This window comes from Bacillus sp. ISL-34, from assembly GCF_018613325.1.
In the GTDB taxonomy this organism is placed as follows: domain Bacteria; phylum Bacillota; class Bacilli; order Bacillales; family DSM-1321; genus Peribacillus.
The window spans coordinates 75920-99587 of the sequence record NZ_JAGGQJ010000010.1; the positions used below are offsets into that span (position 1 = coordinate 75920).

A 23668-nucleotide genomic window follows, 5' to 3' on the forward strand; every position below is an offset into this window, starting at 1 on the left:
TTTTAGCACACAATTCAAAAAAACCTAAAAAAATAAACCAGCTATTTTGAAAGTAGTGGAGGTGTGTTCAATGAATGAAAAACAAACGATAGTATGTAGATGCGAAGAAATCACTATGAATGAAATAAAAGAAACCATTGAACAGTTTCATTGTTCTTCGCGTGAAGTGAAATTGCGAACACGTGCAGGAATGGGCTCTTGTGGAGGGCGTACTTGCCGCACCGTAATTGATCGATTAGTGGAACAGCTGGGAGGAACGGCTATTTCTAATGAAGTGCCGCTTAGCTACCGTCCACCTGTTCGGCCTGTTTCATTTGGGGTTTTAGGAGGAGAAAAAGAATGAATTCTATGAGAGTGGAACATCATCCTATTCTAGGGGATCTTAACAATCAAAAGGAAATTAAGATTTACTTTGATGGGCACCAATATATGGCACGCGAAGGTGATACAATTGCTTCTGCCTTGCTCGCATCTGGAATTCGAACGCTTCGCCTTCATGAAGACAAAGCAACGCCGCGCGGGATTTACTGCAATATTGGCCACTGTTTTGAATGTCGAGTAAGGGTGAATGGGAAAAATACAGTTCGTGCTTGTTTAACGCCAGTAGAAAACGAGATGCATATTGAATCAGGCACTCCTGCCTCTTCATTAAAAGGAGGTACATTATGATTGACGTAGTTGTTGTAGGCGCAGGACCCGCTGGACTAAGCGCAGCTATTGCAGCTGCAGAACATGGGCTACAAGTATGCGTGGTGGATGAGTTTCTAAAGCCTGGAGGCCGTTTATTAGGCCAATTGCATGAAGAGCCTGATGGTAAATGGGTGAATGGTATCGAGGAAGCCCATAAACTTTATAACCAAGCCGTTCAGCTGGGTGTGGATATCCTTTGCGGAATATCCGTGTATGATTTAAAAAAACTAGAAAATGGCTGGTGTGCATATACCACTGATAAAATAATGGAGTCAAGATGTCTTTTACTTGCTACAGGAGCATCAGAAACTCCTGTTCCTATCCCGGGTTGGACTCTTCCAGGTGTAATGTCGATCGGAGCCGCTCAGGTGATGGGAAACGTGCATCGCGTGAAGCCGGGAGAAAAAGGGATTATAATTGGTATTAATGTACTCTCTGTAGCAATTGCAAGAGAATTGCAATTATGTGGAGTTCATGTTGAAAGTATTTTACTTCCACAACCGGGTATTTTAGCTGGAAATGCTGCTCAGCCAGAAAAAATGATGGAATCGCTTCTAAGACTGTCACATTTAGCTCCTTCACCTTTAATACGGTTTGGAGGAAAATGGGTAAGTCCAAAAATGGGTGCGCGTTTTTTTCCGAAAAATGGATTTAAAATGTGGGGTATTCCTATTCAGCTACGAAAAAGTGCTCTTGAAATATATGGGGAAAATCAAGTCGAGGGTGTCCGAATTGCGGAAGTTTCTGTTAACGGAGAAGTTGTGCCTGGAACGGAAAAAACAGTATCAGCTGATTTTGTCTGTATTGCGGGCGGTCTTACACCAATGTCCGAACTTGCGGCTGTTGCTGGGTGCTCTTTCAGCTATGTTCCTGAATTGGGAGGACATGTTCCGTTGCACAATGAATTTATGCAGACCAATCTGAATGGTTTATATGTAGCCGGCAATATTACAGGAGTTGAAAGTGCCAAGGTGGCCAGGGCTCAAGGAACAGTGGCTGGACTTACGATTGCAGGTGAACTTAATGCTTTAGCGGGACGTGCTGAGGCAAAAATTAAAGCAGCTATTGCAGAGGTCATTGAAACACGACGCAAAGCGCTAATTCAATTCCAGCCAGGAATTGAAGAAGCACGTACGGAACTTCATCATAAATTTTATGAAGAGCGTGGGAAAAGAATCTTGGTCTGATAACGGATATTAGGGACTGTTAGTCGTTTTACTGAATACAAGAATATCTTGTGACTATGCTAAGAGAATTCAACCTCCCGTATTAGAAAAAGGTCTAATGCGGGCGTATTTAGTTGACTTATCAGAAAATTGTATTCCTGATTCGGTTTCGTTAGGTTAAGGTTTGTCAAAATCTATGCACGGAGGATAAATAAATGAAGGTTTTAGTCATTGTAGCTCATCCAAATATTGAAGAGTCGATTGTGAACAGAACGTGGATAGGAGAATTGAAGCAGCATCCCGCTGTAACTGTTCATGAACTATATAAGGAATATCCAGATGAAAAAATTGATATTGAAAGAGAGCAAAGGCTATGTGAAGAACATGATCGGATTGTTTGGCAGTTCCCGTTTTATTGGTATAGCTCTCCGCCACTTCTTAAAAAATGGCAGGATGAGGTACTCACACATGGATGGGCTTATGGTTCAAACGGGAATAAATTACATAATAAAGACCTCATTTTAGCATTATCGACTGGAAGTGCAAAAGAAAGGTATCAAGCGGGTGGGCGTAATAATTACTCTATGAGTGAACTTTTAAAGCCATTCCAGGCAACCAGTAATTTAATAGGTGCAAAATTTTTACCGGCATTTATCTTCAATGGAACATATACAGCAAATGACGAAGAGATTAAAGAAAGTGCAAAAGCATATGTGGATTATATTTTTACCAAGGATGTTTTTCACTAAGGGAAAATTAGAGTTCTTTATAAATTTAATTTTGAGTCAGTCGAGTATAAAACAAGTGACATCTGCTCCTCCGTTGATGTTACAAATATTTTGCGGTGACTGTACATTCCAGATTTAGTGCTGATAAACAGGTAAGAGAAGTGTCTAATTTCTCGACATTATTTCTTGAATTGAGTCTGGATTTCTAATACTTTCAGTTCAAGGGTATGGTAATCAAGTAACGTACGCTGCACTTTGATCAAGCTTAAGTAAGGAATCTCTTAAATCTTCCTGAGTATGTAAAATCGGTGGTATTCAAGAAGAAAAGATACAATCGGTGAACTCCCAGTCTCCACTTTTTACATATAAAAGCCCTTCTCTTAATCGAGAGGGGCCCATTTTTATTTGAATTTATTAATCCATATTAGCAATTTTATAAAAACCATTATTTTTCTATATCATTCATACTCAATTAATTGTATGTTTCACCTGTAAGGTGGGATTCGAACATATCGATGATTTCAAGGAAACGTTCAGCTTCACGGAAAACGTGGTCTGCCAATAGAGGATGGATAATGCTCTTGATTTTGCATTCTTCGATTAAATCTCTGGCAGTTTTCTTAAAGTCCCGAAGTGATACGACGGAAACTCGGTTCTGATCTAGAAATTGATCCAAAAGAGGAGCGGTTTGAGATTGTGGTTTCATGGACTCTAAGTCCACAGCTTGAAAGACTAATTGATCAAAATCATTGCTGAAATTTCGCGCCATATCCACCAGCTTTCTTTCCGATGGATCAAGGAGATGTCCGATGAATTTTGCATGATCCGCCATGATCCTTAAAAAGAAAACATTTTCTTTGATTATGGCATCTGCAAGTGGTTTCAATTTACCCTCATTTAGTTCTATTAATCGTTTTCTAAAATAATTGGCTTCCCTGCTTGTATGGTCGACTAATAACGGGAAATTGTTCGCACCAGGCAATTTACAGGTGAGTATTAATCCCAATACTTTTCTTTTAAATAAAAATATGCCTGTAGCTGCTTGTTGCACTTCCGCATTAAATCTCCTGATCTGTTCGGGATCAGCTTGATTTGTTAATAAATGTGATTGCTGTTCTATCCGTTCAAATAAATGATAAAACTGATTAGCTTCCTCAATTAGCTGTGTATCTTCACATCTAAAACCTAGTCTTAGAAATAACGAGTGTTCCTTCATTATTCTTGACCAAAAACGAATCTCATCTAAAGAGCGTGCAACAAACATACCAGAGTTATTCCTCATGTTAGCTTCCTGTGTGTTCTCACTCATGACTAAATCCCCCCTCCTTTAAAACAACCATCATTAAAATTTTATTAACAAGGGGACATTAGTATTCTGCTCAATTTGCATATTGATCTAATCAATTACTAATATTCTTTTAGCACTTCAAACCAATTGGAGTTTTTATTGTAATCTCTTGAAGGGGGAAATACCATGATTCATCCAACATTCTTGGAGAGAAGCAAGACGGTATAAGTAAAGGAAACCAAGGGAGGCAAAAATCCTGAACGATCGGAGACTGTACTTTCTTAGATATTCTATAATACTTTGGCAGGACTCCAGGTAAGTATCTAAAAAAACCCTTAGAACTAATTCATTCTAAGGGTTGTCATCCAGCACATTAAGTTACTGTTGATAGTCATTTGTCACGAAGTTCGTTTATTTTTTTCGTAAGCTCATTAAACTTCTTGTCGAGTTCTGTGTACGCTTTATCGTTTGGAGTCATAAAGCTAAGCTTACCCAAAACTTCTTGTCTTTCTGTTTCAAGTGTTAATCGTAGTTCTTCGAGATTATCTCTTTTTGGGGAGGATTCATGCAATTGCTTTTGTATGCGATTATTCGAAATGACAAGTTTGCTGCTTGTCGTTTTTTCGAGAAAATATCGATCATGCGAAACGACGATTAGCGTTCCAGTATACTGTGCTAAGGTTTCTTCAAGTTGTTCCCGTGAAGCTAAGTCAAGGTGATTTGTCGGCTCATCCAAAATGAGAACATCTTTTTCTTCTAATATATATTCCATTAACTTACATTTAACCCGTTCACCCATACTCATATTCTTAATGGGTTCTGTCCAATGAGACGCCGTGAAGCCTAAATGCTTCATTAAAGTTTGAACGTTCCCTCTCGACTCGAATGTTTCTTTATGAAATAGCTGGGCGGGTGTTAGTTCAAGTGGTAAATCAAACACTTCTTGCGTCAAATAGCCTATTTTTGCAGATGGTGAAATCCATACATCGCCCGCAAAAGTTTCATGTCCAAGAATTATTTTTAATAATGTCGTTTTTCCGCTGCCGTTGGGACCTTTAATGGAAACCTTCTCACCATGCTGAATCGTGAAATTGACGCTTTTAAACAGTGTTCGTCCGTTAAAAGTCTTAGTTAAATTCTTGACTTCCAAAAACCGTTTTCCCATCTTGTTTTTTGTTTTAATTGAAAAGCGTACAGTATATTCTGATTCAACAGGTTCGGCTTTTGCTTTTTCAAGCTCTTTTTCAAGACGCTTTTGTTTAGATTTTACCTGTGCATCCATTCGCTTTGCTTTCACGCGATAGTATTCCTTGAATCCTTCCTTTTTCGTCGATTGGGAATGGGCTTTTTTTGACCAAGAAGTGATTTCATTCATTTGTCCCTCGATACGTTCAACCATTTTTTGCTGTTTTTCATATTCACGTTGTTGTGTAAGTCTTTTCTGTTTACGAACCTCCATATAACTAGAATAATTCCCTCTGTGCTCAATTAGCTTTTTATCTTCAATCGACCAAATTTTCGTTGCAACAGCATCCAAAAAATAACGATCGTGCGAAACAAAAACGATGGTACCTCGATAATTTTTAATTTGTTCATTGAGGAACCCTAAACTGTCCTCATCAAGATGGTTCGTCGGTTCATCTAATAGTAAAAGGTCTGCATCTTTAGAAAGTCCTTTTGCTAAGCGGGCTTTCAGTTTTTCTCCCCCGCTTAATTGTAGGAAGTCATGGCTTGGTACATGCATTTTATCTAGTAATTTAACTTCGGAAGGCGTCTTGACTTCTGAAGAATGCGACTCGACTTCTTGTTCAACCATAAAAACTTTCAAGTCTTGCTGCAGCCATTGGATTTGTCCATGTACAGGCTCTAAATCATTGTTAATTAATTGCAACAACGTAGATTTACCGGCACCATTTTTGCCAATGATACCGATGATCTCCCCTTGTTGAACACTAGCATTAACATTTTCAAAAATATTATGGTCCAATACCTCATAGCTAATATTAGTTAATTTCAATAGTTCTTTCATATATTCCATCCCTCTCTTTAAAGGGAGAATAAAAAAAATCCTCCCAGTTCATATGGAAGGATTAGTCGACCTGTGCATTATCAAATAAGAGCTATTTTGAGTATAGCTCTACAATTTATAGAAAATGGGCAGACTAATCCTATTTTGTATGATTTGAAATATGTGATTTCAAATTTTAAAAATAAGATTAGTTAATCATCGGCCACCCATCATCCCTTCTGATATTAATAAGGTCAGTATAGCATAAAATAATATTTGAAAACAAAAGGAAGCAGCTTTCAATTAAATTTTAACGATTTTTTAATATTTTTACTCAATCATATACCTTATTATTAGGTGGGTAATAAGTCTGTATGATTCCTTTATCATGTGTTTATAACTGCTATGATAAAATCATAAAACATTTACACCATAGGGTTGTTTCCTTGAGGAGGTCATTAATATGGAATATATAAAGGGAATCGATGTTTCACATTGGCAAGGTGCTATTAATTGGGAGGAAGTTGCAAAGGCAGGCGTGAAGTTCGTGTTCATTAAGGCAACAGAGGGAACGAGTTATACGAAGCTTTCCTATTTCAAAGAAAATGCACCACAGGCATTGGCAGCGGGATTGAAAGTCGGGGCCTATCACTATGCAAAGTTTGCAACAGTTGCAGAAGCGAAGGCTGAGGCTGCTTATTTTTTAAATTCTATCAGCTCTATTGCTTTAAATTATCCTGTAGTTCTTGATCTTGAAGAAAATAAAAAAAAGGCAAAGAAAAAAATGCTGACAGATGCAGCAATAGCTTTTTTGGATGCTATTGAAGAAGCTGGATACACGGCAATGCTGTATAGTGGTAAATACTTTCTCGAAAATACTTTAGATGAATCAAGGTTGACGAAATACGCTTTGTGGATTGCCAGATACAACAGCACGTTGGGACGCAGCACAGATATTTGGCAGCATTCTGATTCAGGGAAGGTAAGTGGGATCAGCACAAAGGTGGATTTGAATATAGCTTATAGGGATTTTACTAATAGGGCCCATAACTCCCGTGCATTGAAAACTGAAACAACCACGACTTATACTGTAAAAAAGGGCGACACACTTAGCTTCATTGCAAAAAAACACAAAACAACGGTAAAAACTCTTGTTAGTCTTAATGGAATTAAAGACCCCGACAAAATTTATATCGGTCAAAAATTAAGGGTGAAATAAGTAAAGGCTCTTCTCATTACGAGAGGAGCTCAGTTTTTAATGGATATTCCTTAGATTTCTTTAAGTTCGTCAATTGCTACTTCTGATCTTTCCTCTAATGGGCCTCTTAGATGTACTGTAGCCGTTGTTCCATCTTCATTTAAATTATCAATCCATACTGAAGTGCCGTTATATCTCACTTCAATGTCAGATGAAGAAGAAAGAATCTGTTTTACACGCTTAGCATCCATATAAATCCCTCCCTGCTAATTAGTCTACCTATTATTTGGGAAAAGCCTAAATATTATTCATTTGATTAATATTGCAACTAAATCATATAAGGCGCAATGATGTTTATCCTTCCATGTTATCCGTCGTGAATATTTTTTATTAAACTTATGTAAAGATGAGAATTCTTAATCTTAAAAATATTGAGTTTATCTGCTAGAATGGATAGGATTGTAAATGATTTTTTTGAGGTGATGAATTTGAAAAAACGCAGGCTTCTGGCAGCCAATGGCCCGTGATATGGAGAGAGTCGAATGGAGGAATGGATTCATAAGATTTCATATGGCAACCAAGATATTAGTGGAGGGATTGATCAGTTTTGGCTAAGCAGCTCACTCAAAATTTCTCCTATTGAACAAGTGGATTTTATGGAAAATTTTTATACAGTCTCAATCGATACTAAGTCTAAACAAAAAAGAATATATTATAGAACTAATGGAATCATTACTTATAATAGGGGAGTTGTTTGGTACTCCTAATCAAATGGAGCTAATGGGACGAAAGGGTTGAATAAGGAAGTCGATACAATGGGACAATATTGGATGAGGAAGTGTTGAAGTTTATACACATTCTTATACATGCTTTTAGGGGGATATCATGGAACTATCGTTATTATTGGAATATGGCTGGGTGTTAATTATTCTAATTTTTTTAGAAGGTTTATTATCTGCTGATAATGCATTGGTTTTAGCCATCATGTCAAAGCATTTACCAAAAGAACAGCAAAAAAAAGCGATCAATATTGGGTTGCTTTTGGCTTTTATATTTAGGATTGGTGCAATCTTCATTATTTCGTACCTTTTCCATGTTTGGCAAGTTCAAGCAATTGGGGCTGCATATTTGATTTTCATCGCATTAAAGCATTTATTAAAAAAGGACCACGGGGAAAAAGAGGAAAAAGGGAAAAGCTACCGTATGACCGTTGCGCAAATTGCATTAGCTGATATTGCTTTTGCTATTGATTCCATTTTAGCTGCAGTCGCTCTTGTCATTGCCTTGCCAGATACACCAATGGGTGATATTGGAGGCATGGATGGGGCTAAATTCATTGTTATTTTGTTAGGAGCAATTGCAGGGTTAATCGTCATCCGGTTTGCGGCAGGATACTTCGTTAAAATACTGACGGAGCGACCTAGCCTCGAAACGGCAGCCATGTTAATCGTTGGTTGGGTAGGGGTTAAGTTATTAATGCATACTCTTGCGCATCCAGCCGTGCACATTATCTCTCACGATTTTGTTGAAGGACCGATTTGGAATATAATCTTTTGGTCAGTCATGCTTCTTATTGCTATAGGCGGATGGTTTTTATCGGGAAAAACAGAAAAAAAAGGTGAAGGTAAATAAAGTATATTCTTTTGTAATAAATGAAAATTTAAAGAAGATCAAAGGCCGAAAAAATTTTTTCGGTCTTTTTTGGTTAATATACAATGACCTTCTATATAGATTCGATAATGTTGAAAGTATCACAACTCGTCATAAAAAATCGGTAAAGCTGTTGATTGATTCAATTTTACTTTAATAAACCTAGCTTAAAACCATAAACGACTACCTGTGTGCGATTTTTAGCTTTAAACTTTGTGATTAAACTGCTTACATAATCTCTAACGGTATGCTCGCTTAATTGCAGCAATTCGGCCATTTTTTTATTGTTATAGCCCTCCGCCAGCAAATTTAAAATCATCGATTCCCTTTCCGTCAATTGTATGTCCGGTACGTATGGATACCTCATCATCCTTTCTTGATAAATATAAACCGAGCCGCTTTCCGACCTGTTCAAGTAAAGTCAGTTCATCCATTGAATAATCGAATTCCTCCCCTAATTGATCAAAAGTCAGCCAGCCGAACGCTTGCTCGTCATGAACAATAGCTACAAAAATGACAGATGAAAGATTAAATAACTTAATATGTTCCTCTTTAATGTAATTATGGGGATTCTTTAAAAATACCGGTTTTTTTGAATTGAACACCATGGATTGCCTGGAAGTGAGCTGTCCCTCATGCTTTGAACTTTTGGCAGCTCCAATCCAATTGTGCCGTAGAATTGATTGGACCAAGGAATACAAGCATAAAAAACACATCTTTTATAGTTAAAGAACTCTTCACATTTTTTTAGGATAAAAGCAAATTCCTAAAATCCCGCTGAGTTAATTAAAAGTTCATCTAATTGGTCCAGTAGCTGCAGTCTTTTATTTGCAGTCAGCTTTTTGCTTGTATAGGAATGGCCGTCTAGGGAGAACCTCTAGGGATGGGGATTTATGGTGCTAAAGGGGTATGTTGCATAGAAATTAAGAAAAGGAGATCTGGTTATATGATGAGACTTGAAAACAAAGTGGCAATCATTACAGAAATCTAGGCAGGTCAACAATGTGGCGAATACAGTGCTTTTCATTGCCTCGTACGAATCTTCCTATACGGCGGAGCGGGTACCGAATTTGTGATAGATGGCGGAGCGACTGCTCGCTAAAATGCCGACCTTTCTTACGGATTTTAGAAACCAAAACTAAGGAGTGTTTTAATATGAGATTGGAAAACAAAGTGGCAATCGTAACAGGGGGAGCAAGCGGGATTGGAGCAAGTACGGCTCAATTATTTGCAGAAGAAGGAGCAAAGGTGGTCATTGCCGATTTTGCTGATCATGGACAAGCTGTGTCTGAAGAGTTAAATGGAAAAGGGTATGATACTCTTTTTGTTAAAACCGACGTGACGAATGAAAATGACATAAAGAATATGATCGAAGAGACGGTTAACAAATTTGGAAAACTGGATATCATGTTCGCAAACGCAGGGATTGCAAGAGACGGAAACATCCATGAGTTAAGCTATGAGCAATGGCAAAAAACAATTGATATTAATTTATCCGGTGTCTTCCTATCCGATAAATATGCGATAGAGCAAATGCAAAAACAGTCTACTGGCGGCGCCATTGTCAACACAGGCTCCATCCATAGCCATGCAGGGAAACCGGGGGTAACAGCCTATTCTGCTGCGAAAGGCGGGGTCAAATTGTTAACACAAACGTTAGGTTCCACCTATGCGAAAGATGGCATTCGTGTCAATGCAGTTTGCCCTGGATATATCGATACGCCCCTTATTGCCGAAGCACAAGGTGAAATAAGACAAGGCTTGATCGATTTACATCCAATCGGCCGTTTAGGCAGAGCGGAAGAAGTGGCGAAAGCCGTTCTCTTCCTTGCAAGTGACGATGCATCATTTGTTACAGGCACAAGCCTTATTGTAGACGGCGGTTATACGGCAGTATAAGTTTTAAGGATTATTCGCTCGGTCTCTCAATCAGTCAAATTAGGTTTGAGGTGCCAATTAATAGAGCTTCTTCTGTAAGATGAGTGGTGTTCGTACACCCAAATCATACTGAAGGGCTCTTTTTTACATATAACGAAAAATTCCCGTAAATACTAATAAAATTTCAAACGATATCAGCGGTTTTATTTCATGAATTTTAAGTTGAAATCAATTTTTCGTAAAATTAAAAATGAAAAATGGGACATATGTCCTTTCTCTATACTCCTTTTCCGTATTTAATAATAGAAGAAATCCATGGAGGAGGAATCAGAGTGAAAGGGATCATATTTTCCATTATTGCAGGCGTGTTTATATCGTTGCAAGGTGTGTTTAATTCAAGAATGAGTGAGGAGCTAAGTGCGTGGCATACTACCGCGATTGTCCATCTAGTCGGATTTATTTTTTCCATCATCATTTATATATTTGTCCGTGATGGAAGAGCGGAGGGGTTTCGGGAGGTTCCCATTTTATATCTGCTTGGAGGAGTGCTAGGCATCGTGATTGTGTTTGGGGAAATGACGGCGATCAATCTGCTAGGCATGTCTTTTGCAATAGCAACCATTTTAATTGCACAGCTCATATGTGCCTTCATAATAGATTCAAGGGGACTTTTCGGAATGTTTAAGACGAAGGTGTCGTTTCAACAAGTTATCGGAATGGCTATGATGTTAACGGGTGTAGTCATATTTAAATTGTAAAAAGGTGATAGAACATTGAAAAAATTAAAAAATAGTTCAGGTCTCGATGAATATCTCGAAAAATTTGAGCTGAATATGATTTTTTCCAAGGAATTGAAGGGGAAAATCTCCCTCTACCAATTCCATAATGGAGAAATTTTATGTTCAAAGGGTGAGGATATTCATTATATGTATTTTCTAGTAAAGGGAAAGTTAAAGATTTTTACAACTTCACCTGAAGGAAAATCGTTAATTGTTCGGTTTAAAACGCCATTGGCCCTTATTGGAGATGTGGAGTATATAAAAGGGATGCAAGCACTCAATACAGTTGAGGCAGTCAGTGAAGGAATTGTTATCGGTATTCATTTTAATGACTTACGAACGATGGAAACGAACCGATTCGAGTTTCTGCATTTTTTATTGGAGATTGTTACACAAAAATTTTTCACAGAATCCCATGCTGCAAGTTTGAACAGGCTCTATCCAGTCGAGGTACGTCTTGCAAGCTACCTGTTGTCTCTTTCATCAGAAGGAAGCGGCTCCATGTTTCACAAAGAAATGGACAAATTGAATCTGATGGAAATAGCAGATCTCATAGGAACAAGTTATCGGCATTTAAATCGAGTCATTCATAAACTCTGTGGAGAAGGTATCATTCAAAGAAAAAAAGGAGTTATTAATATTAAAGATTTATCTCGGCTTCGGGAAAGGGCAGAGGGAAATATTTATGAATGATTCAGGGGGCTGTAAATTATGAAAGGAATTCTGTTTGCCGTGGTGGCTGGTGTCTTCATCAGTCTGCAAACGGTCCTTAACACTAGAGTTAGTGAGAAAGTGGGAGCTTGGGCGACCACAACAATTGTTCTCGGGCTTGGTTTTATTTCATCACTATCGATCTTCATTATTATGGATGATAAGAACCTGTTAGCGATTGGGCATATAAATAAGCTGTATCTATTAAGTGGTTTCTTGGGAGTCCTGCTCGTCTATTGCATCATGCAGGCAATCCGCCTCCTAGGACCAGCCTATGCCATATCAATCGTCCTTGTCGCACAACTAACCATGGCAGTTCTGATTGACACCTTTGGGTGGTTCGGATTTGAAAAAACACCATTTACGATAAATAAATTGATCGGGATCATAATCATGATATCTGGAATCATCATGTTTAAGATGAAAAGAGCCTTTTCCAACTAAATATATATATAGGTGAAATAAAAAAATAGAGATATCCAATTTTGTGGAAGTTCTAATCAATAAGCTTAACATTAAAAGACTGGATTCCGGTCTTTAGGTTAATTAGCATTTATTTAAAAAATAAAGCATTTTATATTCAGATGAAAGGGAAAATGGATGCAGCAGTTTCGTGCAGTGGAGTCCGAAGGAAGCACTGAAATCTAAGTTTTTATTAATGTATAACTTTGGTAAAATTAGATTTTAAAACTAACCAACATCTTTTAGGGAGGAAGCAAATGAAGATTAATAAAATACATCATGTAGCAATAATTTGTTCCGATTATGAAAAATCAAAAAACTTCTATGTGAATATTTTAGGGTGCGATATCGAGAAGGAAACATATCGGTCAGAAAGGAAATCGTATAAATTGGACTTAATCGTCGGAGGAGAATATCAGCTGGAATTGTTCTCATTTCCTGATCCCCCGCATCGTCCTAGTTATCCTGAAGCTAGGGGGCTTAGACATCTTGCTTTTGAAGTGGAAGATATTAATCAAGCGATTGAAGATTTAGAAAAAGAAAACATTCCAGTCGAACCAATCCGTGTTGATGAGTTAACAGGAAAAAGGTTTACTTTTTTTTGTGATCCGGATGATTTGCCTCTTGAAATATATGAAAAATAGGAATTACAAGCTTAGAGGGCTTTAAAGCATGAAGTTTTAGAGGAGAGGTAAAACTTGAGGTTACCTCTATTTTTAAAGTTGATTTCAAAGATGAATACGATGATTAAAGAGGTTACTTATATCAATTAAACTATGAAGATTCCCTATGATATGTCGATACCATTAAGTTTGATCCACTTGTATTCCATATTTCGATGAGAGCTGAAATAATCACCGGCTATAATATCTGTAGATCGGTCATTTAAATATGTCAGGAGATAAAAAATGAATGTTTACAAATTTACAGTGTTGATACTTTTAACGACATTTTTGATGGGTTCTTCTTTTGCAGTAGTAAAAATTGGTCTACCTTATTCATCCCCATTATTATTAGCAGCATTACGCTTCACACTTGCAGGATTCATAATGGCGATGATCGTAATCTTTTTAAAAAGACCGCATCCAAACTCTAGTGGGGATTGGATTAGAATGCTCATTATCGGCACTTTTCAAACTGCCGGAGTAATGGGGTGCATTTTCCTGAGTTTACGCACGATTACAGCAAGTGAATCCTCCATTCTTACATTCACGAACCCGTTGCTTGTTGTTGTATTCGGTACGATCTTTTCACAAACACGCTATAAACTATATCAATGGATTGGAGTTTTATTAGGATTAGTTGGTGTAATTATAACGATGGGAGCGCAACTTGAATTTAAGGTTGGTATTCTTTTCGGCATTCTTTCTGCTGTTTTCTGGGCGATTTCCACTTTATTGGCGAAAAAATGGGGTGCGATTTCCGATACATGGGTATTATCTGCCTATCAGATGCTTTTTGGCGGTTTACTGCTTTTACTTGGCAGCTTTATTCTAGAAAAACCATTTTTCATACTTAATGGTAATTCGTTGTTTATTTTATTATGGTTAAGTATCATGTCATCAATCGTGCAATTTGCTGTTTGGTATTACCTTTTACAAAAGAGTGATCCCGGAAAAACAAGTGCCTTTTTATTTTTGGCACCTTTCTTCGGTGTATTATCAGGGTGGGCACTATTAGGTGAACAGATATACACTTCACTCTTAATTGGCGGACTGTTTATCATCATTGGCATCTATCTTGTAAATAGCAATTTCCAAAAGGAAAATAAATTCGTTAAAAGAGCTTTATAGTAATCGCATGGATTGTTTTAAGCCGTTAAAGACAGAAAGCCCCTCATGGTGAAAAAGAAAAGAGTCTTACCATGAGGGATTATTAATTATACCTCTATACAAAAAACTTCTTTAAATCCTTCTTTCCCTTTAGGTGTGACTTTTACTGCGCGAATAGATTGAACACGGACTATCCAGCCTAAATCAAAAAAATGTGTAAGAAGCCCATTTCCTAAAGCTCCGCCAAGATGATGGTGACGTTCACTCCAGTCTAAACATGAGTGGGAAAATGAACGGCGTTTTCTTCTTAAATCAAGTAAATCGATGCCGAATTCTGAAAAAAAATGATCTCCTTTGGGTGTAACTGTAAACTCTCTCTCTTCTTTTTTCAAATATCCGGCTTTCAACATCGATTCAGTTAATTGGACGCCTAGTTTTCCTGCCAAATGATCATAGCAAGTTCTGGCTTCCTGAAGCATTTTGACTTGACTTGATTGTTTTAACGACCGAACTTCAGGAGGTGGGGAAATGGCAAGAAACGATTCTAAAATGCGCGCAATTTCTCCATTTGCTAGCTGATAATAGCGATGTCGTCCGTGTTTTTCAACTATAACAAGGTTTCCTTCCACTAATTTAGAAAGGTGAAAGCTGGCGGTTTGAGGTGTTATTGCAGCCATCAATGCTAATTCACCTGCCGTATGAAAACGCCCATCCAGCAGACTTGCAAGTATTGTTGCACGTGACGTTTCCCCAAGGAGGGAGGCTATCTCCACCATATTTGGATTTATACTCAAAATAGTTACCAACCTTTCTGCCGATAGATTAGTTAAGTTTTAGTTTGAATAAGCTAAACGCCAATTAATTAAAAAGAGGTAAACTTATACTTCCATTATACAGTACCGCTGTCCTAGTGATATTCGGTAATTCACGATTTCTGCTTTAATTAAATTTGAAAAAGGATATTGGACCCTACAATAAAAGCGGATAGTGTTTATTTCGTATTTTTTCGCGGCATATATGCAGAATGATAACGGCCGATAAAATGTTCCAAATCGCAGTGAAGGGAGTAATCATAGATTTTAAAAGATTTGACCTAGCGAGAAGACTTAAAATCCGTTGGCACTCCCATTAAATTTCACTTCACCGAAAGGCTTGACGGGTAATGATAAAGGTCAATTGTTTCCAGAATACTGGAAGGTTTTTGGCGATCTATATTCGAAGGTTTTTTAATTGATGTAAAAGGAAGATCCTACTTCAGAGGCGGCATTAACAGCCAGGGAAAGTATACTAATTAAGTGGGATTAAATTCAAAAAATTCATCTATAAATTATTTAGATGCTAGTGAATCCTCACTTGTGAACGTTTTTTAACATAACTTTTTTAAACGGTTAACCGTGATTTTAATTTGGAAGCAGGAGAAATGTTTTTAGCCCAACTAGAAATAATAATGAAATAAAAACCCGGGTATAATGAACATTACATTTTGAGTCGTTTATATAAGGATTTTATTGATAAAATGAATTAGATAAATTGGGGACATCCGTTAAATTGGGTGCTTTTTTTATTGGGGAGAGATTATGAAATCAGGAGAGGTTAAAAAGAAGACTATAAAGAAGAAAGACTGTCTATCCTTTGGATAAGCGGTTTTTAATGAAGTATATTCTTTGTAAACTAGGCATACATTCTTACATGTTCACTAACAGTAAACGTTCCTTAATAGTCTTGGAATAAATATCGGTGAATAGTCCCTTTTGTCGAATTTAGTAGTCAAATAGGAGGGAATGTAGCGTATGAAAATATCAGACGTTGGATTTAAAGGTCAAGTTTTTGGATTTATAAAGTTCACACCTTTTGTGGAAAGTTTTTTGTCTGGAGATTTATATATGAATAATTTCAAAAAGTATATTGATATAGAAAGTGCTTCAGGAGAAAAAGGTGTAGGAGACAAATTTAAAGCAGCTCATGTTTTTACGGAATTAACCATGAATTTCTTTACTCAAGATACCAATGAATTAATAATGTCGGGGCGAACTAAAAAAATGAATTTCAGAAAAAATATAAATAAAAAAAGACCCTTATATTGTATGTTTGCAATTGTTGGCGATATGTTAAAAGTGGTTAAGGAGGATGAAAAATATTACTATACCAAATTTGATTTACCTAATGAACAAATCGATAAAATGATCAGGGAGTTCGGAGATAGCTTAATTTTTGTTACCCCATCGCAATTTATTGACAGAATTACTAGAACACTCAATGAAAAAGGTTTTGCTTACAGAGGGGGCTTGGTAAAATATGATGATTATAACATCAATTCCTCAGCTAGGATGAGCTCTTATAAAAATCAAGAGACTGATATTTATTTTTGGAAAGATAAATACTTTGAAAATCAATATGAATATCGCATAGTTCTCACAGATCAAGAAGTTGATGAAGCCTTAATTGTGAACATAGGTGATATTTCAGACATTAGTACTATTTTTAATGCAAATGAATTTTTCAGTGATAAATTTGAAATAAGATTACGAAAGAAAGGAAATCTAAGCATCCATTAAATTGGGTGCTTTTTATTTGCAGGAGGGATAAAGAAAATATTGAGCTTTTTAAAGAAGTAAATAGAAGAGTTAAATTAACCGGAAATTTCTAGGGTTATCGCCATCCACAAGGGGGGGGGATTTCTCAATTATATTCACTAGTATAGGTTTTGGGGAAACCAAATCATCCAGGTGACTAGTTCTCCCTATTTTGAACTTTTTCTATATAAAAAGAAGATGTTAGGTAAACAACATGCATTAGATGTATGTTTGGAAATATATCTGGACGATTTTTCATATCTTTAATCTAATCCCTTTATGAACTAAAAACTAATGGTAATTTTTTAATTTTGTTCAGTAAAAGGGCCATTATCTACAGTATGTTTTTCCGCCATATTCATCGTTTTTTATAAATAGCTATAGCAGAAAGTCGTCAGTTTCAGAGGGGTTTTTGCTGAATTTTGGACTCTATTAATGGCGCTCTCTTAATAGACCCATAAATGGTTTAAAGTCAAAATTCGAAAACATAATTGCAATGGTGATAGTAGTTATAAGCCAGTTAAGTTTTTATACAATAAAAAGTCGATCACTTTATAAGAATGTTTTTATTTCTGCTGCGGCTATTTGATCCCCTCTTATAGGGGAGTGACTTTTGAAGGTGCTTCCGTGTTTGGCTCAACAGCACCCCTTTGACTAGGCTAATACGCATCAATTGCAACCTGTTCTTCAAACGAAAACCCCTTTTAGTTATAGGGGAAGTAATGATTTGATGCCGACTTTATTGCTTTTATTTTTAACAGCAAATTACTGGAAATCTGATGTAAATTCGTGTAATCTACAAAAGTATGTTTTTTTCCAAATCGTAAAGGGGGACCATATCCAAATCGTAAAGGGGGACCATAATTGAGTTCAACAAATCGTAAACAGACAACAATTGTTGCTCTTTTGCTTGCGGGTACATTTATTGCGATCTTGAATCAAACATTAATGATTACCGCCATTCCTCCAGTAATGGAGGAGATGAATGTTACGGCAAATAGTGCACAGTGGCTAACTACCGTTTTTATGCTTGTTAATGGGATCATGATCCCTGTTAGCGCGTTTTTACTGGAGCGCTTTACCACCAGACAGCTCTTTCTTTCCGCGATGGGGATTTTTGCTATTGGTACATTGGTTGCGGGGCTAGCTCCTAATTTTGGAATGCTGCTGCTAGGAAGGATGATTCAGTCGAGCGGAGCCGGAATCATGCTCCCGTTAATGCAAACAGTCTTCCTAATGATTTTCCCTGTTCATAAACGGGGTGCAGCAATGGGATTGGTCGGGCTGGTCATTTCCTTCGCGCCGGCTATTGGGCCCGCTTTGTCGGGCTGGGTTACGGAGACCTACTCATGGAGGGTGTTATTCTTTATCATTCTTCCAATTGCTATTATTGATATCATAGTTGCGTTCTTCGCTTTAAAAAATGTAACAGAAGTTACACGGCCAAAAGTGGATGTGCTTTCGATTGTTTTATCTTCCGTAGGTTTTGGTGGATTATTGTATGGTTTTACAGCTGCTGGTAATTATGGCTGGACAGACGAGAGTACCATCATATCCCTAGCCATTGGGACAATTTCACTTGTTTGGTTCATCAACAGGCAATTGCGATTGAAGCATCCAATGCTGGAGTTCCGTGTGTTCACGTATTCATTATTCCCGATTGCTATCATTATTGGAGCCATTACCTTTATGGGTCTGATAGGTGCCGAAACGCTCATCCCGCTATTTATGCAAAACATGCGAGGATTTACTGCGTTTGAAGCTGGATTAGCCATACTTCCTGGAGCACTTATAACCGGAATAATGTCACCGTTCATTGGACGTATTTTTGACCGGATTGGGGCCAGGTGGCTGGTTATTGGCGGATTACTCCTCATAACCGCTTCCTCCTTTACTTTTATGAATGTTGGTCCTTCGACAAGTTTTACATTTATAATGGTCATGTACAGTATTCGGATGTTCGGATTAGCCATGGTTATGATGCCTGTTTCAACGGCCGCCTTAAACCAGCTGCCTAAACGTTTAATCGCCCATGGTGCAGCAATGGATAATACGATGAAAATGATTGCCGCATCTGTAGGTACAGCAATACTTGTTACTGTGATGACAACAGCTACCGAAAATGCTCAGCAGCGTCCCGAGATCGTACATCCTGATATGTATGGTGCGCAAATCTCATTTATTGTCATCGCTGTACTTGCGTTAATTAGCTTCCTCATTTCTTTTAAAATAAAGGATCAAAAATCAGCAGCAAAAGAGTTCGGAAAGAAGAATTAAATATTTGAATCCGAGTTTTTAAAATTAAATATCCTATTTTTCGCCGCCAGAGTAGAAACGATTGCAAGTATCAATGGGCTTAAGGATGTTATTGGTGTTAAGAAGTGGTATTCTGGTGAATTTGGAATGGTTGGTTGATTGATGTGTATAATGAATTAGACCGAGTTGGTATTCAACTCACCATAATTCTTGTTGGTCAAAATGAATTACTTTATCAACGCTCGGCTTTCATACAGGCAAAAAAAGCGCAAATTATTGGAAGATTTATGGTTCATGAATATGAGTTTACTGGTATTCAGTATATCGACGATCTAAGACCTTGTTTATCAGGATATGATCACGATTCTGAATACCCTTTAGGAAGTGGCTGGTCTTATGGAGAAGGAAGGAGATTCCCTTTTTCAATTCACTAGAGTGCCATTTTGCTACAAAGCAGGACCATAACTATTTAAATAATCTCCTTTTTAGAATACGAACGCACTGTCAAATTGATAATCTTGCTGCAATAAAATGGATACTCAACCGTGTTATTATCCACTTAACTCTCAATCATCTAAAAAATTGGTTAAAAATAGCATCTTTGAACGCACATAAAGGTATGAAGTTTCTCACCGTTCCTTTTAATTTTGAGCATTTGCCATTTTATTTAATTATCATACCCAAAAATTTAAATGAACCTTTTGAGTTTCATTGGTGGCCTAGAAAAGACGCATTACAATTAGATAATCTGGATCAAACGAGTTTAAAGTGTCCTCTCAACAAAGAGGAGCCGAGACAATCTTAGCCTAAGAAAAAACAAAGTATGGGTGTTCCGTTGTGAAAAGTTAACTCGTTATTTGACCGTTTAGAGAATCATTGGATACGACCACATGAAGAAGTCATAACCGTAAATGGTGAAAATCTGATAAAATCACTTTGGATTAAATACCTAATCAGTGTAAACAATAGGTATCTTAAAATGCTAGATATTCATCTACTAGCCTTTTTGTATTACTTTGTGAAAACATGTACTTAAACTCCACCGTTAGCTTAAGTACACCTTTTCATAAATATCCGTTTTCTTTTTTAGGAAATATACCATGGGCTACTGTATTTGTAGCCCATTTTTTTACTTAAAACCGGAAAAAAATCCCACAAACTAGCCCTATTGCTGAACAAAGTTAAAAAACACATTTTATTATTTGTTCCAAAACTCGTCCTTTTCTGAACACATCACTGTTCGATTAGAAAAGGACGTTTTTTATTGCATTTATTGCAACAAAACTCTGTTCATTATTCTATGTTCAATAACTTATCTATTTTTATCTTATGTTACAATAAATATAATAGAAAAATAAGAAAGAGTGATTTGAGTGTTAATTGGATATGCACGTGTGTCGACGGGATTACAAAATTTAGATTTACAGATGGACGCTCTTACCCAAAATTTTTCACGATAAAATGAGTGGGGCAAAAAGACAGCGCCCTGGTTTAGAGGAAGCACTTCAGTATGCACGTGAAGGCGATACGATTGTTGTTTGGCGATTGGATCGATTAGGACGCAATATGCAGGATTTAATTCAAATTGTGAATAACTTAAATGAACGTGGTGTGGGCTTCCACAGTCTACAAGAAAATTTAACAATGGACAAAAGCAATGCCACAGGCCAATTGATGTTTCATCTATTTGCGGCATTTGCGGAATTTGAACGTAATTTAATTGAGGAACGTTCGGCTGCCGGACGAGCTGCAGCTAGAGCACGTGGTCGTCTTGGAGGACGGCCTGAAAAGTTTGGATCGAAAGATATAGAAATGATGAAGTCACTAATTGAAAATGGTACACCGATTAAAGACGTCGCAGACAAATGGGGTGTATCTCGAACAACAATTTATCGGTATTTAGAAAAACAGTAAAAATGTAAAAACCCAGATAATCTCTTAATAAAGTAGTTGGGTTTTATTCGGGTTGTTGTGCTGGACAGTTTGTTTCAACTTTGCGATAAGTCTTATAAATTAGGTCTAGATAATTTTGAAAAACTAACAAACATTAAAGGACCGTCAATAGACCTGTTTTTTGTACGAAAGAAGGATGGCCACCAAGTTTCGACGAATATATCAATATACTTTTTGGAGGTGTTGGATATGGGGATTTGTTGTGGAGAGTGTCACGTTGAATTAAAGAGTGATGATTATGTCACATTGGATGAATTTAGCACACTGAGGCACACATATTGCGGTTATGATCTTATTGCTGAGCTGATCAAAGACATTGGGACTTATCGAAATATCAAAACAAAGTATTGGTTTTCCCGTGAGCGTACTAAATGAAAATCGGTAAAATCTTGGAGTTAATTAAAACTGATACACCAGCGAATATTGCCAAAAGGGCTGATGTTCATCTTTCAGAAAAATTACTAAGAAAAGCATTGAATAAAGCTGGTTATGAGTATAGAAATTCAGGCGTAAAAGGCTGGTATTTCGTTGGTGAAGGTGACGAGGAAACGGTACAAGAGCAGCTTATTTATGACTTTGCAACAGCAGGAAAAGCAAAGGCGAACGTTTCAACCAATACAAATAAAGAACCTACTAACGATACCAACCAACGTTCTAACGTTGGCATAAAACGTGGTAAAGAACAGGTCAAACAAGCGAACGAACCATCAGCATCAACCATAGAACGAACCAACGTTATAAGAAAACGTTCTTCATTCGATATGGATGTTGAACTTATGAAGGAACTAAAAATACAAGCAATCATTCATGATAGGACGGTTTATGAACTAGTTGAAAGTGCCGTAAGGCACTATTTAGCTGAATTAAAGGGGAAATGATGTGGCTTTAAAATAAAGTCACGATGTTTATAATAAAGTTGCACCGTCTTCCCCTTTGGATAATATCCTCTAAAGGGGTGTTTTTATGTCCAAAAGATAATGTACATCTGAAATTTAAAAAAGGGTTGGAATTATACAACTTAAATTTTATAAACAAAATCCACTTAAAATAGCATTTTTAATTGTCTACTATGAGTGTACTCAAAATTTACATTTTAAATTTGTGTTATTGTAACATTGTGTTAACCACTGAATGAATCTATTGTGGAATTTTACTTGTGCAACTAAAGGGGCAGGTTAGTTCAACAAGAGATGGAATACCTTTCCTGAGGTATAATGTAGGGTTTTTGGTAAGATGTCTTTATGGAGAAGTAATATTAAATGTATAAAAGGAACACTTTGATTTTGAGGGTGAATCGATTATGAATTGGTTAAGAATAATATGTGCTTTAATTGGAATTAGTATATATTTGTATTTAATTTTTCAAACATCAAGGTTTAGTAAGGAATTTAAAAAGGCCATCAATGATGATAGGAGTATATCAAAGAGATTTGTACATAAATGGGATAGAAAATACTCAAAAGAAGCTATTTTACTTATTATTGGTTCCATTTTCGGTATAATAGCTATTTTTTTATCTTAATAAACTAACAGGTGCGTTAGCTGAAGATCAGAGATGTCTTTAAGGCAGCATTTTTTTATGGAACTATCGGGGCAGGATTATTCAATAACAAAATGGAAACATCACCCAATTTGTCAGTGGTTATGCTAAAGTTAAATAGACATAATCATTAATTCAATAATGAAAAGGTGGTGAGGCAAATGATGATTTTTGTACCATTTCTTGTAGCTATTGTGATTGGAGTAATTATATTGTTAGTTACGTGGTGGTTTAAAAAAATAAACCTTCCCCTATTTGTGCGAATTGTACCAGGAGTCCTAACAGTTATAGCTGCTATTATTCTATTTTACATTGGTTCCGTAAACATAAGAGGGTTTGAAGGGGCGGCTTATGGGATTCTCTCTGTCTTTTTAATTTGTTTTGCAATTTTATCGTTCATTATGGCAAAAAAGCCATCAAAGGCACGATAAAAAGAGCTTATAATTCTTGAACTAACAGGTACTTTACTTACTTCAATAAGGGAGGTTGCTGACGCAACCTTTTTGTTATGGAACTAACGGGGCAGGTTAGTTCTAGAAGGAATTTCCATTTTACACACAAATGAAAAGGTGTTAAATGGTATGATTAAATAAAAAATTGTACCGAGCTTGATTTTTAGGGGGAAATATATTCTTGAAAATAGTTAGAATTATCTTAGCAATAGTGGTTATTGTTCTATCGGGTTATAGTCTAATAACTCAAACCTTGGAGTTAATGCCGTATTATATGTTTTTCCTTGGGGCACTAATATTGGTGATAGGATTAGCCGAACTTCAAAAAGACAGAAAAGTTTGGGGGTATATGAATATTGCTATCTCTTTATTTGTTTTCTTTGCTTCCATACAGGATTTCTTAATGAACTAACAGGTGCGTTAGCTGAGGATCAGAGCTGTCTTTAAGGCAGCTCTTTCTTTATGCAACTAAACCAGCTAATAGTTTGTCAACATTTTTCAATAAAAAGATAAAAACATACGTGATATACTAAAAATAGGCATACCAAATAACCTTCCTTCAGA

26 protein-coding genes and 2 pseudogenes are annotated in these 23668 nt (G+C 36.7%); 22 read left to right on the forward strand and 6 right to left on the reverse strand.

Annotated features, from left to right (window positions below; genetic code table 11):
• Positions 1-70: 70 nt before the first annotated feature.
• From J7E52_RS09750 to J7E52_RS09765, 4 genes are all read left to right on the forward strand, one after another.
• A complete protein-coding gene (locus J7E52_RS09750) occupies positions 71-343 on the forward strand; it encodes a (2Fe-2S)-binding protein (protein ID WP_214745369.1) in 273 nt (90 codons plus the stop codon).
• A complete protein-coding gene (locus J7E52_RS09755; protein WP_214745371.1) occupies positions 340-669 on the forward strand; it encodes a (2Fe-2S)-binding protein in 330 nt (109 codons plus the stop codon). The genes J7E52_RS09750 and J7E52_RS09755 overlap by 4 nt, the downstream gene beginning before the upstream one ends.
• Entirely contained in the window at positions 666-1877 is a 1212-nt protein-coding gene (locus tag J7E52_RS09760; RefSeq protein ID WP_214745373.1) for an NAD(P)/FAD-dependent oxidoreductase, read from the forward strand. The genes J7E52_RS09755 and J7E52_RS09760 overlap by 4 nt, the downstream gene beginning before the upstream one ends.
• A 194-nt stretch (positions 1878-2071) precedes the next feature.
• Complete coding sequence (locus J7E52_RS09765; protein ID WP_214745375.1) at positions 2072-2605, forward strand: NAD(P)H-dependent oxidoreductase; 534 nt, start codon at positions 2072-2074, stop codon at positions 2603-2605.
• 451 nt (positions 2606-3056) lie between these two features.
• Here J7E52_RS09765 and J7E52_RS09770 read toward each other — a convergent pair whose 3' ends face one another.
• Complete coding sequence (locus J7E52_RS09770) at positions 3057-3893, reverse strand: DUF2935 domain-containing protein (RefSeq protein ID WP_214745377.1); 837 nt, start codon at positions 3891-3893, stop codon at positions 3057-3059.
• Between the two features lie 370 nt (positions 3894-4263).
• A complete protein-coding gene (abc-f, locus tag J7E52_RS09775; protein WP_214745379.1) occupies positions 4264-5901 on the reverse strand; it encodes a ribosomal protection-like ABC-F family protein in 1638 nt (545 codons plus the stop codon).
• A gap of 442 nt (positions 5902-6343) precedes the next feature.
• Here abc-f and J7E52_RS09780 point away from each other — a divergent pair, with 442 nt between their 5' ends.
• Positions 6344-7099 carry a GH25 family lysozyme gene (locus J7E52_RS09780; protein WP_214745381.1) on the forward strand — a complete coding sequence of 252 codons (756 nt, stop codon included), beginning with the start codon at positions 6344-6346 and terminating at the stop codon, positions 7097-7099.
• Between the two features lie 50 nt (positions 7100-7149).
• On the opposite strand, the gene J7E52_RS09785 is transcribed toward J7E52_RS09780, so the two are convergent.
• The gene (locus J7E52_RS09785; protein ID WP_214745383.1) at positions 7150-7329 is read right to left on the reverse strand and encodes an H-type small acid-soluble spore protein; all 180 of its coding nucleotides are present in this window, start codon (positions 7327-7329) and stop codon (positions 7150-7152) included.
• Between the two features lie 253 nt (positions 7330-7582).
• Here J7E52_RS09785 and J7E52_RS09790 point away from each other — a divergent pair.
• A pseudogene (locus tag J7E52_RS09790) lies at positions 7583-7749 on the forward strand (penicillin-binding transpeptidase domain-containing protein); the annotation flags it as partial.
• A gap of 214 nt (positions 7750-7963) precedes the next feature.
• A complete protein-coding gene (locus J7E52_RS09795; RefSeq protein WP_214745385.1) occupies positions 7964-8710 on the forward strand; it encodes a TerC family protein in 747 nt (248 codons plus the stop codon).
• A 166-nt stretch (positions 8711-8876) separates the two neighbouring features.
• On the opposite strand, the gene J7E52_RS26890 is transcribed toward J7E52_RS09795, so the two are convergent.
• Positions 8877-9098: a response regulator transcription factor gene (locus J7E52_RS26890; protein ID WP_309476875.1), complete on the reverse strand. Its 222-nt coding sequence runs from the start codon at positions 9096-9098 to the stop codon at positions 8877-8879.
• Positions 9016-9429 carry a hypothetical protein gene (locus J7E52_RS26895; protein WP_286197626.1) on the reverse strand — a complete coding sequence of 138 codons (414 nt, stop codon included), beginning with the start codon at positions 9427-9429 and terminating at the stop codon, positions 9016-9018. Before J7E52_RS26895 ends, J7E52_RS26890 begins: the two co-directional genes overlap by 83 nt.
• 454 nt (positions 9430-9883) lie before the next feature.
• On the opposite strand from J7E52_RS26895, the gene J7E52_RS09805 reads away from it, so the two are divergent.
• The 6 genes from J7E52_RS09805 (at position 9884) to J7E52_RS09830 (ending at position 14351) form a co-directional block, all read left to right on the forward strand.
• Positions 9884-10627: an SDR family NAD(P)-dependent oxidoreductase gene (locus J7E52_RS09805; protein WP_214745387.1), complete on the forward strand. Its 744-nt coding sequence runs from the start codon at positions 9884-9886 to the stop codon at positions 10625-10627.
• Positions 10628-10938: 311 nt separating this feature from the next.
• Positions 10939-11364, forward strand: a complete 426-nt coding sequence (locus tag J7E52_RS09810) for a DMT family transporter (protein WP_214745389.1) — start codon at positions 10939-10941, stop codon at positions 11362-11364.
• 15 nt (positions 11365-11379) lie between these two features.
• Entirely contained in the window at positions 11380-12078 is a 699-nt protein-coding gene (locus tag J7E52_RS09815) for a Crp/Fnr family transcriptional regulator (RefSeq protein ID WP_214745392.1), read from the forward strand.
• Positions 12079-12096: 18 nt separating this feature from the next.
• Entirely contained in the window at positions 12097-12540 is a 444-nt protein-coding gene (locus J7E52_RS09820; RefSeq protein ID WP_214745393.1) for a DMT family transporter, read from the forward strand.
• Between the two features lie 275 nt (positions 12541-12815).
• Positions 12816-13202, forward strand: a complete 387-nt coding sequence (gene gloA2, locus J7E52_RS09825; protein WP_214745395.1) for an SMU1112c/YaeR family gloxylase I-like metalloprotein — start codon at positions 12816-12818, stop codon at positions 13200-13202.
• A gap of 264 nt (positions 13203-13466) precedes the next feature.
• Complete coding sequence (locus J7E52_RS09830) at positions 13467-14351, forward strand: DMT family transporter (RefSeq protein ID WP_214745397.1); 885 nt, start codon at positions 13467-13469, stop codon at positions 14349-14351.
• 86 nt (positions 14352-14437) lie between these two features.
• On the opposite strand, the gene J7E52_RS09835 is transcribed toward J7E52_RS09830, so the two are convergent.
• A complete protein-coding gene (locus tag J7E52_RS09835; RefSeq protein WP_214745399.1) occupies positions 14438-15124 on the reverse strand; it encodes an ArsR/SmtB family transcription factor in 687 nt (228 codons plus the stop codon).
• Positions 15125-16120: 996 nt separating this feature from the next.
• On the opposite strand from J7E52_RS09835, the gene J7E52_RS09840 reads away from it, so the two are divergent.
• The 9 genes and pseudogenes from J7E52_RS09840 (at position 16121) to J7E52_RS09880 (ending at position 23516) form a co-directional block, all read left to right on the forward strand.
• Complete coding sequence (locus J7E52_RS09840; RefSeq protein ID WP_214745400.1) at positions 16121-16885, forward strand: hypothetical protein; 765 nt, start codon at positions 16121-16123, stop codon at positions 16883-16885.
• An 882-nt stretch (positions 16886-17767) separates the two neighbouring features.
• On the forward strand, positions 17768-19180 hold the full coding sequence (locus J7E52_RS09845; RefSeq protein WP_214745402.1) for a DHA2 family efflux MFS transporter permease subunit: 1413 nt from the start codon (positions 17768-17770) through the stop codon (positions 19178-19180).
• A gap of 143 nt (positions 19181-19323) precedes the next feature.
• The gene (locus tag J7E52_RS09850; protein WP_214745403.1) at positions 19324-19593 is read left to right on the forward strand and encodes a hypothetical protein; all 270 of its coding nucleotides are present in this window, start codon (positions 19324-19326) and stop codon (positions 19591-19593) included.
• Positions 19594-20532: 939 nt separating this feature from the next.
• Positions 20533-21073, forward strand: a pseudogene (locus J7E52_RS09855) (recombinase family protein).
• Between the two features lie 228 nt (positions 21074-21301).
• Positions 21302-21487, forward strand: coding sequence for a hypothetical protein (locus J7E52_RS09860; protein ID WP_034306238.1), 186 nt, complete (start codon positions 21302-21304; stop codon positions 21485-21487).
• Entirely contained in the window at positions 21484-21990 is a 507-nt protein-coding gene (locus J7E52_RS09865; protein ID WP_214745405.1) for a hypothetical protein, read from the forward strand. Before J7E52_RS09860 ends, J7E52_RS09865 begins: the two co-directional genes overlap by 4 nt.
• Positions 21991-22412: 422 nt before the next feature.
• Positions 22413-22634: a hypothetical protein gene (locus J7E52_RS09870; RefSeq protein ID WP_214745407.1), complete on the forward strand. Its 222-nt coding sequence runs from the start codon at positions 22413-22415 to the stop codon at positions 22632-22634.
• Positions 22635-22813: 179 nt separating this feature from the next.
• Complete coding sequence (locus J7E52_RS09875; protein ID WP_214745409.1) at positions 22814-23083, forward strand: YesK family protein; 270 nt, start codon at positions 22814-22816, stop codon at positions 23081-23083.
• 202 nt (positions 23084-23285) lie between these two features.
• Positions 23286-23516, forward strand: coding sequence for a DUF3953 domain-containing protein (locus J7E52_RS09880; protein ID WP_214745411.1), 231 nt, complete (start codon positions 23286-23288; stop codon positions 23514-23516).
• Positions 23517-23668 lie beyond the last annotated feature (152 nt).

Bases quoted from the DNA above. Each gene is read 5' to 3' on its own strand.
- J7E52_RS09750 (WP_214745369.1), top strand. From the start codon at position 71: ATGAATGAAAAACAAACGATAGTATGTAGATGCGAAGAAATCACTATG.
- J7E52_RS09755 (WP_214745371.1), top strand. From the start codon at position 340: ATGAATTCTATGAGAGTGGAACATCATCCTATTCTAGGGGATCTTAAC.
- J7E52_RS09760 (WP_214745373.1), top strand. From the start codon at position 666: ATGATTGACGTAGTTGTTGTAGGCGCAGGACCCGCTGGACTAAGCGCA.
- J7E52_RS09765 (WP_214745375.1), top strand. From the start codon at position 2,072: ATGAAGGTTTTAGTCATTGTAGCTCATCCAAATATTGAAGAGTCGATT.
- J7E52_RS09770 (WP_214745377.1), bottom strand. From the start codon at position 3,893: ATGAGTGAGAACACACAGGAAGCTAACATGAGGAATAACTCTGGTATG.
- abc-f (WP_214745379.1), bottom strand. From the start codon at position 5,901: ATGAAAGAACTATTGAAATTAACTAATATTAGCTATGAGGTATTGGAC.
- J7E52_RS09780 (WP_214745381.1), top strand. From the start codon at position 6,344: ATGGAATATATAAAGGGAATCGATGTTTCACATTGGCAAGGTGCTATT.
- J7E52_RS09785 (WP_214745383.1), bottom strand. From the start codon at position 7,329: ATGGATGCTAAGCGTGTAAAACAGATTCTTTCTTCTTCATCTGACATT.
- J7E52_RS09795 (WP_214745385.1), top strand. From the start codon at position 7,964: ATGGAACTATCGTTATTATTGGAATATGGCTGGGTGTTAATTATTCTA.
- J7E52_RS26890 (WP_309476875.1), bottom strand. From the start codon at position 9,098: ATGATGAGGTATCCATACGTACCGGACATACAATTGACGGAAAGGGAA.
- J7E52_RS09805 (WP_214745387.1), top strand. From the start codon at position 9,884: ATGAGATTGGAAAACAAAGTGGCAATCGTAACAGGGGGAGCAAGCGGG.
- J7E52_RS09820 (WP_214745393.1), top strand. From the start codon at position 12,097: ATGAAAGGAATTCTGTTTGCCGTGGTGGCTGGTGTCTTCATCAGTCTG.
- gloA2 (WP_214745395.1), top strand. From the start codon at position 12,816: ATGAAGATTAATAAAATACATCATGTAGCAATAATTTGTTCCGATTAT.
- J7E52_RS09830 (WP_214745397.1), top strand. From the start codon at position 13,467: ATGAATGTTTACAAATTTACAGTGTTGATACTTTTAACGACATTTTTG.
- J7E52_RS09840 (WP_214745400.1), top strand. From the start codon at position 16,121: ATGAAAATATCAGACGTTGGATTTAAAGGTCAAGTTTTTGGATTTATA.
- J7E52_RS09860 (WP_034306238.1), top strand. From the start codon at position 21,302: ATGGGGATTTGTTGTGGAGAGTGTCACGTTGAATTAAAGAGTGATGAT.
- J7E52_RS09865 (WP_214745405.1), top strand. From the start codon at position 21,484: ATGAAAATCGGTAAAATCTTGGAGTTAATTAAAACTGATACACCAGCG.
- J7E52_RS09870 (WP_214745407.1), top strand. From the start codon at position 22,413: ATGAATTGGTTAAGAATAATATGTGCTTTAATTGGAATTAGTATATAT.
- J7E52_RS09875 (WP_214745409.1), top strand. From the start codon at position 22,814: ATGATGATTTTTGTACCATTTCTTGTAGCTATTGTGATTGGAGTAATT.